Origin of the sequence: Streptomyces carpinensis, from assembly GCF_002154505.1 — a bacterium.
Lineage (GTDB): Bacteria > Actinomycetota > Actinomycetes > Streptomycetales > Streptomycetaceae > Streptomyces > Streptomyces carpinensis.
Map to the genome: position 1 here is coordinate 1 of NZ_MUBM01000343.1, position 12899 is coordinate 12899.

The window sequence follows — 12899 nt, forward strand, 5'->3', positions numbered from 1 at the left end:
AGCGGCACGCGCGCGCGTGCCCTGCGGGCCGTACTGCGCGAGCACCCCGAGACCCTGCTGATCGAGGACGACCACGGCCACGGCATCGTCGACCTCCCCCTGCACCCATTGGCCGGAGTCACCCGGCACTGGGCCTTCGTACGGTCGGTCGCCAAGGCCTACGGCCCCGACCTGAGGCTCGCCGTGCTCACCGGCGACGAGATCACCGTCGACCGGGTCCGCGGGCGGCAGCGGCTCGGGCCCGGCTGGGTGAGCCTGCTGCTGCAGCGCGCGGTCGTACGGCTGTGGCGGGACGGGGTGCCGGACACGCGCGCGGTGGCGGCGGAGTACGGAAGACGGCGCGAGGCGCTGATCGGCGCGCTGGCGCAACGAGGCGTCGCAGCCCAGGGGCGCAGCGGGATGAACGTGTGGGTGCCCGTGCCGGACGAGACCGGTGCCGTCGCCCGGCTGCTGCACGCGGGCTGGGCGGTCGCCCCGGGCGCCCGCTTCCGGATGAGCGCGCCGCCGGGCATCCGGATCACCGTCTCCACGCTGCGGGACGACGAGGTGGCGCCGCTGGCGGACTTCGTGGCGGCGGCCCTCGGGCCGGCGCCTGTGCGAAGTTACGTCTGAAGCCCGCCGGGGCGTCCTGCCGTCACAGTCGGCCCCGCAGCGGCTACGCCTTGGCCGCGGGCTCGGGCCGGGAGGACTCTCGGGGCGTCGTCCCGGAGTCCGGCGCGGCCGCACCCTCGGCCTGCTGCGTGCCGGACCGGTGGCCGCTCCTGGGCCGGGCCTGGGTGAGGGCCGCGCCCGCCAGGACGATCACCGCGCCGACCGGGGTCGACCAGGTCAGGTGCTCGCCGAGGACGGCGACGCCCGCGGCGGTGGCGATGATCGGAACGAAGTAGGTGACCATCTGGGCGGTCGTCGGGCCGACCTCGGCGACCAGGCCGTACTGGACGAGCATCGCGACGCCCGTGCCCAGTGCCCCCAGCGCGGCGATCGCGAGCAGCGGCACCACCGACAGGTGGCTCGGCAGGTCCGTGAACAACGGGGTGACCACGGCCAGCTGCACCGTCGCCAGCAGCAGCTGGCCCCCGGTCAGCGACAGGTGCGACTCCGTGGAGCCGGCCAGGGTGCGCCGGACGTAGATCCAGCCGACCGGGTAGCTCAGCGAGGCCAGCAGCGCCATCGTCGTGCCGCGCGCGTCCAGGCCGTGGAAGCCCTGCCAGGCGCCCAGCACCGTGAGCACCCCGAGGAAGCCGAGGCCGAGACCCGCCACCCGCACCCGGGTCGGGCGGTCCTCCGAGAGGGCGACGAGGGACAGGACCATGCCCCACAGCGGCGACGTCGCGTTGCAGATGCCCGCGAGCGTGGAGGGGATCGTCAGCTCCGAGTACGCGAACAGCGAGAAGGGCAGGGCGTTGAGGAAGAACCCGGCGACCGCCAGGTGCGCCCAGGTGCGGGCGCCGCGCGGCAGCCGCTCCCGCTTCACCGCCATCGCCACGACGAGCACCGCCGTGCCGAACACCAGGCGTCCCAGGGTCACCTGGAACGGCGCGAATCCGTGTGTGCCCACCTTCATGAACAGGAAGCTGAAGCCCCAGATGAGCGACAGGAAGGTGAAACGGACCCGCCAGTGGAGAGGTCGGCGGACCCCGCCGGCCGGGACGGACGGCTTGGACGAGATGGTCGTGGTGCTCATGGTCGTACCATGCACTGATCCGACCTCTTAGCACAATCGAGAATTCGCGCGCGATACCTCGTAGCATCGCTTACATGTTGAACCTGGAGCGACTGCGCACCCTCGACGCCCTGGCCCGGCACGGCTCGGTCAGCGGCGCGGCCGACGGACTGCATGTGACGACCTCGGCCGTCTCGCAGCAGATGGCCAAGCTGGAGCGGGAGGTGGGCCAGCAGCTGCTCGCCAGGAACGGCCGGGGCGTGCGGCTCACGGACGCCGGCCGGCTGCTCGCCGAGCACGCGGCGCGCATCCTGTCACAGGTCGAGCTGGCCCAGTCCGACCTGGAGGCCCAGCGCGGGCAGGTGGTCGGCGCACTGCGGCTCGGCGCGTTCCCGACCGCCGCGCGCGGACTCTTCCCCATGGCGCTGTGCCATCTGCGCGCCCGGCACCCGGGCCTCAGCGTCACCACCGACGAGGTCGAGCCCTCGCTCGCGGTGCGCGCCGTGCTGCGCGGCGACGTCGACATGGCGGTCGTCCTCGACTGGTACAACAAGCCGCTGCCCGTGCCCGAGGGGCTCACCCGGGCGCCGATCCTCGACGACGCCGCCGACGTGGCCCTGCCCGCCGCCCACCCGTACGCGGACCGGGTCGAGGTCGACCTGGAGGAGTTCGCCGACGACGACTGGATCACCTGGCGCGACGCGGAGTTCTGCCACGAGTGGCTGCTGGACACCCTGCGCTCCAAGGGTGTCGAACCGCGCATCGCGCACCGCGCCGAGGAACACGCCACCCAGCTCGCCCTGGTCGCCGCCGGCCTCGGGGTGTGCGTGGCGCCGCGGCTCGGGCGCGGGCCGCTGCCCGCCGGGGTGCGGACCGTTCCCGTGCGGCAGGCGGTACGGCGGCACGTCTACGCCGTCTGGCGCGCCGACGCCGATCGCCGCCCCTCGATCCGCGCGGCGGTCGACGCCCTGCGCGCGGCGGGGGAGCAGGTCGACTGAGTCGGCGCCGGCGCTCAGTCCGAGCCCAGCTTGCGGAAGTCCCAGGAGACGATCCTCTCCGGGGTCAGCCGCACCCACGCGTGCCGCCCGTCGTGCGGCATCTCCTCCAGACCGAAGTTCTTGCGGGCGAACAGCGTCTCGGGGACGTCGAGTTCCGCGCACGGCTCCCCGGTGCGCGGTACCTCTCCCACGAACTGCGCCGTGCCGGACAGCTCGACGCCCCGCAGCCGGTCGTACTCCTCACCCGTGTCGACCACGACCGCCACCCGGGGATCGCGGCGCAGATCCGCCCAGCGCCGGCTGCGCACCACGGAGTACAGCCACAGCGAGGTGCCGTCCCAGGCGAACCACAGGGGGCTCACGTGCGGGAGGCCGCCGGGCGACGCCGTGGCGACCCGGCAGGTGCGCTGGGTGGTGAGGAACTCGTCCAGCTCGCCCGGCGTCATCATGATCTTCCGGCCCCGGCGCTGGGTGACGGTCATGCGGCCTCCCTCTTCTCTTCTCCCGCGTCGGGCCAGAATCTCATCACCCGCGCTGCCCCACGCCGCCGGCCGTGCGCCCGAGGAGCAGCCGGCCGGCGGGGCGGCCGTGCGCGTCGCGGCCCGACCGCGGTCGCCGAGCAAGGCCGTGGAGCGGACCCGGTGGCCTGGCCGGCATGAGCGCGAGCGGCGCGGGTCAGGCCAGCTTGATCTCGTCCCCCGAGACCGAGATGTTCCTGGCCGGCAGCGGCTGGGTCGCGGGGCCCTTCCTGACGCTGCCGTCGGCCGTGGAGAACTCGCTGTGGTGACACGGGCAGCTGATCACGCCGCCCGCGATTCCGCTCACCGCGCACCCCTGGTGGGTGCACTTCGACGAGAAGGCCTTGAACTGCCCCTTCACCGGCTGCGTCACCACCACGCCCTCCTTGGCGAAGATCTTGCCCCCGCCCTCCGGGATGTCGGCGGTCTTGGCGAGCACGGCACCGGAGGAGCCGGCCCCGTCGCCGCCGCTGCCGTTGGCGGCACTTCCGTTCTGAGTGGTGGCCGAACCGGACGACGACGTGTCGTCCGACCCGCACGCGGTCAGCGCGACGGCGAGCCCCGCCGCTCCCACCGCCGCCACGACGGTGCGGCGGGCCGGTGCCCCCTGGGGCTGAAGCGATTCGCTGGTCATGCCGACGTTCCCTTCGCACAGACTTCAGGGGCGGACCTCGCGATCCGCCCGGACTTCGTGATCCGACTTGTGATCCGTACAGGGGTACGTCCGCCGGGCGCCGGGCGTTCAGACGATGGCGGAACTCGTGCCAAGACCCCAGTAACCTGGGGCGATGCTCAAGGAAGTCAACGCGACCCGGTTCATCACACCGCTGCGTGAGGGCGGCTCGCTGCCGGGCCTCGTCGAGGCCGACGACTTCGGCACGTACGTCCTGAAGTTCATCGGTGCCGGACAGGGGCGCAAGACGCTCGTCGCCGAGGTCGTCTGCGGCGAACTCGCCCGCCGGCTGGGACTGCGGGTGCCCCGACTGGTGACGATCGGTCTGGACCCGGTCCTCGGCCTCGGTGAACCCGAGGAGCAGGTGCAGGAGTTGCTGAGGTCCAGCGGCGGCACCAACCTCGGGATGGACTTCCTGTCCGGCGCGCTCGGCTTCGACCCGCTGGCCTTCTCCGTGGACGCCGAGGAGGCCGGGCGGATCGTCTGGTTCGACGCACTGGTGGGCAACGTGGACCGCTCCTGGCGCAACCCCAACCTGCTCAGGTGGCGCGGCGAGCTGTGGCTCATCGACCACGGCGCGACCATGATCTGGCACCACAACTGGCCCGGCGCCGAAGCCTCCGCGGCCCGCCCGTACGACGCCTCCGACCATGCGCTCGCGCCCTTCGCCCCGGATCTCGCCGCCGCCGCGGCCCGGCTCGCGCCCCTGGTCACCGAGGACATGCTCGCCGAGGTCACCGCCGAGATCCCGGACGTCTGGCTGGCCGGCGAGCCCGGCTTCGACACCCCGGACGACCTGCGCCGGGCGTACGCACGCCCGCTGCTCGCGCGGGCCGCCGTCATCCACGAGCGCATCACCGGCATCGAGGGGGCCAAGTGAGCGACCACCACATCATCGGCGGCCGCCAGGCGGGCGACCGCCACATCACCAGGGCCGGCCAGGGCGGTGACCGGGACGTCTTCGAGTACGCCCTGCTGCGCGTCGTACCGCGCGTCGAACGCGGCGAGTGCATCAACGCGGGCGTGATCGTCTATTGCCGGGCCCGGTCCTACGTCGGTGCCCGCACCCACCTCGACGAGGCCCGGCTGCTCGCCCTCGACGCCGTCGCGGACGTGGCCGGGGTGCGGGCCGCGCTGCGCGCCGTCGAGAGCGTGTGCGCCGGCGGGGCGGCGGCCGGGCAGGCCGCCCGCGACGACGCCGGGCGGCGGTTCCGCTGGCTGATCGCTCCCCGCTCGACAGTCGTGCAGCCCGGGCCGGTGCACACCGGGCTGACCACCGATCCGGCCGCCGAGACGGAGCGATTGCTGGACCTTCTGGTGAGGTAATGGATCACACCGGCACCCTGTGTCGTTGACACCGCGTGCCAGGGCTTCTAGCGTCACGTCTACCGAAGGTACTAAGCGGTTGCTCACCGCACACATCAGGTTCTCTCAAGGGCGAGGAGAAGCAGCAATGTCCAGCACTGAGCAGCGGGTAGCCGTCGTCACCGGTGCCGCGCGCGGCATCGGCGCCGCCACCGCCGTACGACTGGCCGCCGAAGGCCGCGCGGTCGCCGTGATCGACCTCGACGAGTCCGCCTGCAAGGACACCGTGGAGAAGATCACCGCGGCGGGCGGCAGGGCCATCGCGGTCGGCGCCGACGTCTCGGACGAGGCGCAGGTCGAGACGGCGATCGCCCGTGTCGTCGAGGAACTCGGCGCGCCGACCATCCTCGTCAACAACGCGGGCGTGCTCCGCGACAACCTGCTGTTCAAGATGAGCGTCTCGGACTGGGACACCGTCATGAACGTGCACCTGCGCGGCTCCTTCCTCATGGCCCGCGCCGTGCAGAAGCACATGGTGGACGCGGGCTTCGGCCGGATCGTCAACCTCTCCTCGTCCTCCGCGCTCGGCAACCGCGGCCAGGTCAACTACTCGGCCGCCAAGGCCGGTCTCCAGGGCTTCACCAAGACCCTCGCCAAGGAGCTCGGCAAGTTCGGCATCACCGCCAACTCCGTCGCCCCCGGTTTCATCGCCACCGAGATGACCAAGGCCACCGCCGAGCGCGTCGGCATGAACTTCGACGACTTCAAGGCCGCCGCCGCCACCCAGATCCCGGTGCAGCGCGTCGGTGAGCCCGAGGACATCGCCAACGCGATCGCCTTCTTCACCGGCGACGCGGCCGGCTTCGTCTCCGGCCAGGTGCTCTACGTCGCCGGCGGACCGCTCAACTAAGGAAACGGGCAGATGACTTCCGTGGAACTGACCGGCAAGGTCGTCCTCGTCACCGGCGCCAGCCGCGGCATCGGCTACGGCATCGCCGAGGCACTGGTGGCCCGCGGTGACCGGGTGTGCATCACCGGCCGCAACGAGGACGCCCTGAAGGAGGCCGTCGAGAAGCTCGGTGCCGACCGGGTCATCGGCGTCGCGGGCAAGGCCCACGACGAGGCCCACCAGGCCGAGGCCGTCGAACGCGTCATGGAGGCGTTCGGCCGCGTCGACCACCTGGTCAACAACGCCGGTACCAACCCGGTGTTCGGCCCGATCGCCGACCTCGACCTGAACGTGGCGCGCAAGGTCTTCGAGACCAACGTCGTCTCCGCGCTCGGCTTCGCCCAGCGCACCTGGCACGCCTGGCAGAAGGACAACGGCGGCGCGATCGTCAACATCGCCTCGATCGCGGGCCTCGCGCCCTCGCCGTTCATCGGCGCCTACGGCATCAGCAAGGCGGCGATGATCAACCTGACGCAGCAGCTGGCGCACGAGTTCGCGCCCCGGGTGCGGGTCAACGCCATCGCGCCGGCCGTGGTGAAGACCAAGTTCGCGCAGGCCCTGTACGAGGGTCGCGAGGAGGAGGCGGCCGCGTCCTACCCGCTCGGCCGGCTCGGGGTGCCCTCCGACATCGGCGGCGCGGCGGCGTTCCTCACCTCCGAGCAGTCCGACTGGATCACGGGCCAGACGCTCGTCATCGACGGCGGCATGTTCCTCAACGCCGGAGTGGGCTGACCGGTCGGCCGACCGGCCCGGGGCCGTTTCCGTTTCGGGGAGGATTTCCTCGTCCCCCTTGACGGAAACGGCCCCGCTGTCGTCGCACGACCGGTGCCACGACCCTATGACAACGTAGTCAGTCACACGCTGATCAAGACCATGTTCATTGCGGGTTCAAGGAGGGGACAGCCGCGGTAAGGTCTGCCGACCCTTGGTACGGCGGATCGAGGAGCGTGCGCGTGTTCAATCGGAACCGATGTCTGCGGCCCGCGGTGGTGATCGCTTCCATATCCCTTGTGGCCGGGTGCAGCGTCTTTTCCGACGGCAACCCCGACAGCAAGGGGCCCATCGTCGTGGGGACGACCAGTGCGCCCAGCACACTCGACCCGGCGGCGGCGTGGGACGGTTCCTGGGAGCTGTTCCGGAACATCTACCAGACGCTCCTGGCCTACCCCAACGGTGCGACCACACCCCAGCCCGACGCCGCGAGCAGCTGCAGGTTCACCGACGCCTCCAACCGCACCTACCGCTGCGAACTGCGCTCGGGCATGAAGTTCGCCGACGGGCACCCGCTGGACGCCGGCGCCGTCAAGTACTCCATCGACCGCATCCGGAACATCAATGTGGCGGGGGGACCCGCCGGCCTGCTCGGCAGCCTGGACCGGGTGCAGGTGGTGGGCGACCGGGAGGTCGTCTTCCAGCTCAACAAGCCCGACGCCACCTTCCCGTTCGTGCTCGCCACCCCGGCCATGTCGATCGTCGATCCCGAGGACTACCCCTCTCATGCCCTGCGCAACGACGGCAGGGTCTACGGCTCCGGCCCGTACACGCTCAAGTCGTACCAGGAGGGCAAGCAGGCGGTCCTGGTCAAGAACGGCAACTACAAGGGGTTCGCCGAGCGCAGAAACGATGCGGTGACCATCCGCTACTTCCAGGACTCGGCCACGATGGTCAAGGCGCTGCGCGACCGCACCATCGACGTGACCTACCGCGGTCTGGCCGCCGACGACATCGTCGCCCTGCAGAGCAAGGGAACCGAGGACCTGCAGCTCGTCGAGGGAGCGGGCGCCGACATCAGCTACCTGGTGTTCAACCCGAAGGACTCCTGGGCGGCCAAGCCGGCCGTGCGGAAAGCCGTCGCCCAGATCGTCGACCGGCCCGCGCTCGCCCACAACGTCTACAAGGACACCGTCGACCCGCTGTACTCCATGGTTCCCAAGGGGCTGACCGGCCACACCACGGGCTTCTTCGACGACTTCGGCGACCCGAGCGTGCCCAAGGCCCGCAAGATCCTCTCCGAGGCGGGCATCACCGGGAAGGTCCCGCTCACTCTCTGGTACACCACCGACCGCTACGGCTCCGAGACCGCCAAGGAGTTCCAGGAGCTCAAGCGGCAGCTGGAGGACTCCGGCCTGTTCACGGTCACTCTGCAGAGCCGGCCGTGGAAGACGTACGTCGTGGGCTACCAGAAGGGCGAGTACCCGGTCTTCGGGCGCGGCTGGTCCCCGGACTTCCCCGACGCCGACAACTTCATCGCCCCGTTCGTGGGGCAGCAGAACGCGCTCGGCACACCGTACCCGTCGCCCGAGATCACCAAGGTGCTGCTGCCCGAGTCCCGCAGCGTGAGCGACCGCGCGAACGTGGTGAAGGAGTTCGAGCGGGCCCAGCAGATACTGGTGAACGACGCACGGCTGCTGCCGCTGTGGCAGGGCAAGCAGTACGTGGCCGCGAGCGACGACATCTCGGGCGGCGAGCGGGCACTCGACCCGTCGTCGATCATGACGATGTGGGAGCTGTACCGCAAGACCAGCTGGTAGGGGTCAGGACGGCCGGGGGAGCCGTTGTCAGTGGTCGCCTGTAGGTTCAGTGGCCTGGAAGTGACCGCACACCGTAAGGACGTTGACGTGACCGACATCGCCATGCTGCCCGAGTCCTGGCGCGGGGTTCTGGGTGACGAGCTGCAGCAGCCCTACTTCAAGGAGCTGACCGAGTTCGTCGAGGAGGAGCGGGCGAAGGGCCCCGTCTACCCGCCGCGCGAGGAGGTCTTCGCCGCGCTGGACGCCACGCCGTACGACAAGGTCAAGGTGCTGGTCCTAGGGCAGGACCCGTACCACGGCGAGGGACAGGGCCACGGTCTGTGCTTCTCGGTGCGTCCCGGAGTGCGGATCCCGCCGTCGCTGCGCAACATCTACAAGGAGATGCACGAGGAGCTGGGCACGACCGTCCCGGACAACGGCTACCTGATGCCGTGGGCGGAGCAGGGCGTGCTCCTGCTCAACGCGGTGCTGACGGTCCGCGCCGGCGAGGCCAACTCCCACAAGGGGCGCGGTTGGGAGAAGTTCACCGACGCGGTGATCCGCGCGGTGGCCGGCCGGCCCGACCCGGCCGTGTTCGTCCTGTGGGGCAACTACGCCCAGAAGAAGCTCCCCCTGATCGACGAGTCCCGGCACGTGGTCGTCAAGGGCGCGCACCCGTCGCCGCTCTCGGCGAAGAAGTTCTTCGGCTCCCGCCCGTTCACCCAGATCAACGAGGCGGTGGCCCGCCAGGGCCACGAGCCGATCGACTGGCAGATCCCCGACCTGGGCTGAGCCCGGCCGCCGTCGGTATGAGCGGCGGGGGCGAACGGAGGGTACGGGCCAGGACTGACCGCCTCGACCTGCGGTGGCTCGGCGGGTGGCACAGATCCTCCCATTGTCGGCCGCAGGCGGTTCCGCCGAGCGCGGCGGGACCGCCAGATGTGCGTCTCCGGGTCCGCGTCTTCGGCGGGATTCGGCAGGCAGGGCCCTAACGTCGGGGGAGTCGGGTCGGGGACATCGCTGGAGGCCGTGGTGACGGAACGACAGGAGCAGGCGGCGTCGGACGCCGTGCTGACGCGGATCGGGCAGTGCGTCATGCTGCACCACGCCGGGGACCGTGAGGAGGCACGGGTGCGGTTCCTCGATCTGTGGGGAGAGATCGGCGAGGACGGCGATCCGCTGCACCGCTGCACGCTGGCCCACTACATGGCGGACACCCAGGACGACCCCTCGGACGAGCTGGCCTGGGACCTCAGGGCGCTGTCGGCGGCGGAAGAGCTGACGGACGACCGGCTCGCCGAGCACGAGGGCGCGCCGGCGGCCCGCGCCCTCTACCCGTCCCTCCATCTGAACCTCGCCGCCGACTATGTGAAGCTGGGCCGCTGCGAGGCGGCCCGCAGCCACCTCGACCGCGCACGCGGCGCGGCCGACGCCCTCGCCGACGACAGTTACGGCGACGGGGTCCGCGCGGCGATCCACCGGCTGGAACTGCGGTTGGGCGAGGACGGTTCCGGTCCCGGCGGGGATGCGGGGGGACCGCCTCGTCAGCGGTCCTAGGGCTGTCGGGCCGGTGCCGGCCGGTGCGTTCCTGTCCGGCCGTCCGGAGGCTGCTCCGCGGGGCCTGAAGAGGCCTCAACGGCCGTATGTCTGGCCGCAGATCCGTGCCTCGGGACTGTCCGGGCGCCAGCCGCCGTACTGCCTGCCGAGGGCGCAGACGCCGGGGTTCCCCGGTACCGCATGGGTGCCGGAGGGGGCTTCGGTGTGCGGTGTCCGTGGCGGACGCCGGTGGTGGGGGCCCGAGTGCCACTGGTGGTGGCCGGGGAAGCGCGGTGCCGGGGCCCGGTGCTGTCGCCCCGGTGGTGCGGGGGCTGCCGGGGCCTGTGAGGTGCCGACGGTCGGGTCCGAGGTGCCGACGGTCGGGTCCGGGGATGCGGACGCGTCGACGCGTTCCAGGGCTTCCCGGGCCGGTGCCTGGACGGGCCGTCGTGCGGCGGCGCCGCTGCGGTCCGGGCGGGGCGTCGGAGGCGGGGAGAGTGCCGTCGCCGGGCGGGACACGGGAGGCCGCTCGACCGTGACACAGCCGGTGAGGGCCGAGACGGCCACGGTGACCAGGAGCGTTGCGGTGGTCGTCGTTCGATGCACCCGTGCAACTCTGCTGGGTCCGGGCCGTCGGGGGACGGCGGACGGGTCGAGGATGCCCCGCACGGGTGATCTCCGGCCCCGTAGGGGGTGCGGGCGTTGTGTATGGCTGACGCCGACCGCACGTCATGGCCTGGTGGCCGGGTTCCTCGGTCAGCGGGCCCGGGGGCCGGTTCCGTTGTCCCAGGGCCCGGCCCCCTTGTTCCGGCCCCCGGGTCGTAGCTCCGCCGCAGCCGCCGACTTCGGGTGGCCGGCCCCCGTCACCTCTCGCCCCGGTCGTGGGAGCCTTCTCGGCTCCCGACCTCGGTGGCCGGCCCGCGCGGTCCCCGGCCGGGGGGCGAGCTCCCCTTGTATCCCCGGCTGGGTAGCCGGCCTCCCGCTGTGCCCGACCGCGGTCGCGAGTCCCCTGGCTCCCGGCCCCGGTGGCCTCCGCCCCAGTGGCCGCCGCCCCTCGCCCGGCCCGCGTTCGCAGGCTCGCGTCGCTCCCGAGGCCCGGTAACCGGCCTCCCACTGTGCTCGGCCCGTCTCAGTCCCCGGTCGTCCCGTCCAGGCGCTCGCGGATCAGGTCGGCGTGGCCGTTGTGGCGGGCGTATTCCTCGATCATGTGGGTGTAGATCCACCGCAGATTGAACGGCTTGTCGGTGTGCCTGCTGCGGCGCTCGGACAGTTCGTCCAGGCCGATGCCGGAGGCGCTGCGGCGGGCGGCCTCGATCTCGGCCTGCCAGGTGGCGTACGCCTCGGCCCAGGTGTCCTTCTCGGTGACGTGGAGATCACCGTCGGGGTCCTGCTCGGTGTAGTAGATCGGCCTCGGTTCCTCTCCCACGAGCACAGTGCGGAACCAGTGCCGTTCCACCTCGGCCATGTGCCGTACCAGTCCCATCAGGGACAGGTCGGACGGCTCGGCGGACGCGGTCCGCAGCTGTTCGTCGGTCAGGCCCTCGCACTTCCACGCCAGTGTCTGCCGGTGATAGTCCAACCAGCCTTCCAGCATGCTGCGTTCGTCGGCGTCCTGGGCCGGCTCTCGGCGCTCCGTCGTCGTCATGCCCAGATCCTGTCGCAGCCCGGCTCCGTCACACCATGCCTTTTCCGGAGCCGAACATCCCCTCCAGCAGCTCCCGCAGGCCGGCCCGCACCTCGTCGAGTTCGGGCACCCGGGTGTGGAAGGTGCCGGCCACGCAGCAGAACATCAGCCCGTCCGCCCAGGCGACCAGGGACAGCACGTGCCGGTCCGGGTCGGAGGAACCGATCGCCGTGACCAGCGCGCGGAGCTGGTCACGGAAGTAGGCGCCCGCTGCGTCGAAGTGGGCGCGCAGTTCGGGACGGCGGGTCGCCTCCAGGGCAAGCTCGTAGCGGGCGAGGGTGAGTTCGCGGTTCTGGGTCAGCGCGCGGTGTGTGGCCAGCGCCAGCCCGTCCACCAGCGAGTCGAGGCCGCCGGTCCGCGGGTCCGGCCACTCGTGCGGCGCCAGCACACGCGCCTCCCGCTCGGCCAGCCGTCGCACCGCCAGGTCGAGCAGGGCCTGGCGGGTGCGCGCGAGGTTCGACGTCGAGCCCTGCGGCAGCCCGGCAGCCTCGTCGACGGCCCGGTGCGTCAGGCCGCGCATCCCGCGCTCGGCGAGCAGGGCGAGGGCGGCGTCGGCGACGCGCTCGGGGCGCGAGGCGTTCGCTGGAGCTGCGGACATGAAGGTCAACCTACCGGGCGACTACGCCCGTAGTGCACTTCGCTCCGGCCGCAGGGCACTGCCCACACCCGTACGGCGCTTCACTACGCCCGTAGTGCGCGGCACTACATCCGTAGTATCGTCGAGCCGTTGGTGCACTACAGATGTAGTCTCGGTTGTGCAGGAGGAGCCATGTCCCCGTCCCGTCCCCCACGTGTCGTCGTCATCGGCGGTGGCATCGGAGGCCTCGCCGCCGCCGCGGCCCTGCACCGGACCGGCCGGCAGGTCACCGTGCTGGAGCGGGCCCGCTCACTGGAACCCGTGGGCGCGGCCATCTCGCTCTCGCCGAACGCCCTGCGCGCCCTGGACGTCCTCGGCATCGGCGACGCGATCCGCGACCTGGCCGCCTGGCAGGGCGACGGCGGGCTGCGCACGCCCGGCGGCCGCTGGCTCACCCGGACCGACGCCGCCGCGGCGGCCCAGCGG

General features: G+C 71.9%; 16 protein-coding genes. 10 read left to right on the forward strand and 6 right to left on the reverse strand.

Annotation, left to right across the window (positions count from 1 at the left end; translation table 11 throughout):
- Positions 1 to 612 (forward strand): transcriptional regulator domain-containing protein (locus BZY54_RS37400; protein WP_483025157.1); only part of this gene is annotated, 612 nt, incomplete at its 5' end.
- Between the two features lie 43 nt (positions 613 to 655).
- Here BZY54_RS37400 and BZY54_RS37405 read toward each other — a convergent pair.
- Positions 656 to 1684 carry a DMT family transporter gene (locus tag BZY54_RS37405; protein WP_086729774.1) on the reverse strand — a complete coding sequence of 343 codons (1029 nt, stop codon included), beginning with the start codon at positions 1682 to 1684 and terminating at the stop codon, positions 656 to 658.
- Positions 1685 to 1758: 74 nt separating this feature from the next.
- On the opposite strand from BZY54_RS37405, the gene BZY54_RS37410 reads away from it, so the two are divergent.
- Positions 1759 to 2661 (forward strand): LysR family transcriptional regulator, encoded by a 903-nt coding sequence (locus BZY54_RS37410; RefSeq protein WP_086729775.1) that lies wholly within the window; start codon positions 1759 to 1761, stop codon positions 2659 to 2661.
- A 14-nt stretch (positions 2662 to 2675) separates the two neighbouring features.
- Here the strand turns inward: BZY54_RS37410 and BZY54_RS37415 are convergent, their stop codons facing one another.
- Both BZY54_RS37415 and BZY54_RS37420 read right to left on the reverse strand, forming a co-directional pair.
- The gene (locus tag BZY54_RS37415) at positions 2676 to 3143 is read right to left on the reverse strand and encodes a pyridoxamine 5'-phosphate oxidase family protein (RefSeq protein WP_086729776.1); all 468 of its coding nucleotides are present in this window, start codon (positions 3141 to 3143) and stop codon (positions 2676 to 2678) included.
- Between the two features lie 193 nt (positions 3144 to 3336).
- Positions 3337 to 3813 (reverse strand): Rieske (2Fe-2S) protein, encoded by a 477-nt coding sequence (locus BZY54_RS37420; RefSeq protein ID WP_086729777.1) that lies wholly within the window; start codon positions 3811 to 3813, stop codon positions 3337 to 3339.
- A 154-nt stretch (positions 3814 to 3967) separates the two neighbouring features.
- Here BZY54_RS37420 and BZY54_RS37425 point away from each other — a divergent pair, with 154 nt between their 5' ends.
- The 7 genes from BZY54_RS37425 (at position 3968) to BZY54_RS37455 (ending at position 10173) form a co-directional block, all read left to right on the forward strand.
- Complete coding sequence (locus tag BZY54_RS37425) at positions 3968 to 4732, forward strand: HipA family kinase (RefSeq protein ID WP_086729779.1); 765 nt, start codon at positions 3968 to 3970, stop codon at positions 4730 to 4732.
- On the forward strand, positions 4729 to 5178 hold the full coding sequence (locus tag BZY54_RS37430) for a DUF3037 domain-containing protein (RefSeq protein WP_425276352.1): 450 nt from the start codon (positions 4729 to 4731) through the stop codon (positions 5176 to 5178). Before BZY54_RS37425 ends, BZY54_RS37430 begins: the two co-directional genes overlap by 4 nt.
- Before the next feature lie 127 nt (positions 5179 to 5305).
- Positions 5306 to 6067, forward strand: coding sequence for a 3-oxoacyl-ACP reductase FabG (fabG, locus tag BZY54_RS37435; protein ID WP_086729780.1), 762 nt, complete (start codon positions 5306 to 5308; stop codon positions 6065 to 6067).
- 12 nt (positions 6068 to 6079) lie between these two features.
- Positions 6080 to 6838: an SDR family oxidoreductase gene (locus BZY54_RS37440; RefSeq protein WP_086729781.1), complete on the forward strand. Its 759-nt coding sequence runs from the start codon at positions 6080 to 6082 to the stop codon at positions 6836 to 6838.
- 221 nt (positions 6839 to 7059) lie between these two features.
- Positions 7060 to 8637 (forward strand): ABC transporter substrate-binding protein, encoded by a 1578-nt coding sequence (locus tag BZY54_RS37445; RefSeq protein WP_086729783.1) that lies wholly within the window; start codon positions 7060 to 7062, stop codon positions 8635 to 8637.
- 87 nt (positions 8638 to 8724) lie between these two features.
- Entirely contained in the window at positions 8725 to 9408 is a 684-nt protein-coding gene (ung, locus tag BZY54_RS37450) for a uracil-DNA glycosylase (protein ID WP_086729784.1), read from the forward strand.
- Between the two features lie 240 nt (positions 9409 to 9648).
- Positions 9649 to 10173 (forward strand): hypothetical protein, encoded by a 525-nt coding sequence (locus BZY54_RS37455; RefSeq protein ID WP_086729785.1) that lies wholly within the window; start codon positions 9649 to 9651, stop codon positions 10171 to 10173.
- Between the two features lie 75 nt (positions 10174 to 10248).
- Here BZY54_RS37455 and BZY54_RS37460 read toward each other — a convergent pair whose 3' ends face one another.
- The 3 genes from BZY54_RS37460 to BZY54_RS37470 form a co-directional block, all read right to left on the reverse strand.
- Positions 10249 to 10758: a hypothetical protein gene (locus tag BZY54_RS37460; protein ID WP_086729786.1), complete on the reverse strand. Its 510-nt coding sequence runs from the start codon at positions 10756 to 10758 to the stop codon at positions 10249 to 10251.
- Between the two features lie 523 nt (positions 10759 to 11281).
- On the reverse strand, positions 11282 to 11797 hold the full coding sequence (locus tag BZY54_RS37465; protein ID WP_086729787.1) for a DinB family protein: 516 nt from the start codon (positions 11795 to 11797) through the stop codon (positions 11282 to 11284).
- 28 nt (positions 11798 to 11825) lie between these two features.
- Positions 11826 to 12434, reverse strand: coding sequence for a TetR/AcrR family transcriptional regulator (locus tag BZY54_RS37470; protein ID WP_086729790.1), 609 nt, complete (start codon positions 12432 to 12434; stop codon positions 11826 to 11828).
- 132 nt (positions 12435 to 12566) lie between these two features.
- On the opposite strand from BZY54_RS37470, the gene BZY54_RS37475 reads away from it, so the two are divergent.
- A partial coding sequence (locus BZY54_RS37475) for an FAD-dependent monooxygenase (protein ID WP_279634737.1) occupies positions 12567 to 12899 on the forward strand: 333 nt, incomplete at its 3' end.

Excerpts from the sequence above, each read along its gene's own strand:
- BZY54_RS37470 (WP_086729790.1), bottom strand. The coding sequence starts at position 12,434 with ATGTCCGCAGCTCCAGCGAACGCCTCGCGCCCCGAGCGCGTCGCCGAC.
- BZY54_RS37410 (WP_086729775.1), top strand. The coding sequence starts at position 1,759 with ATGTTGAACCTGGAGCGACTGCGCACCCTCGACGCCCTGGCCCGGCAC.
- BZY54_RS37425 (WP_086729779.1), top strand. The coding sequence starts at position 3,968 with ATGCTCAAGGAAGTCAACGCGACCCGGTTCATCACACCGCTGCGTGAG.
- BZY54_RS37405 (WP_086729774.1), bottom strand. The coding sequence starts at position 1,684 with ATGAGCACCACGACCATCTCGTCCAAGCCGTCCGTCCCGGCCGGCGGG.
- BZY54_RS37420 (WP_086729777.1), bottom strand. The coding sequence starts at position 3,813 with ATGACCAGCGAATCGCTTCAGCCCCAGGGGGCACCGGCCCGCCGCACC.
- BZY54_RS37415 (WP_086729776.1), bottom strand. The coding sequence starts at position 3,143 with ATGACCGTCACCCAGCGCCGGGGCCGGAAGATCATGATGACGCCGGGC.
- BZY54_RS37440 (WP_086729781.1), top strand. The coding sequence starts at position 6,080 with ATGACTTCCGTGGAACTGACCGGCAAGGTCGTCCTCGTCACCGGCGCC.
- fabG (WP_086729780.1), top strand. The coding sequence starts at position 5,306 with ATGTCCAGCACTGAGCAGCGGGTAGCCGTCGTCACCGGTGCCGCGCGC.
- BZY54_RS37465 (WP_086729787.1), bottom strand. The coding sequence starts at position 11,797 with ATGACGACGACGGAGCGCCGAGAGCCGGCCCAGGACGCCGACGAACGC.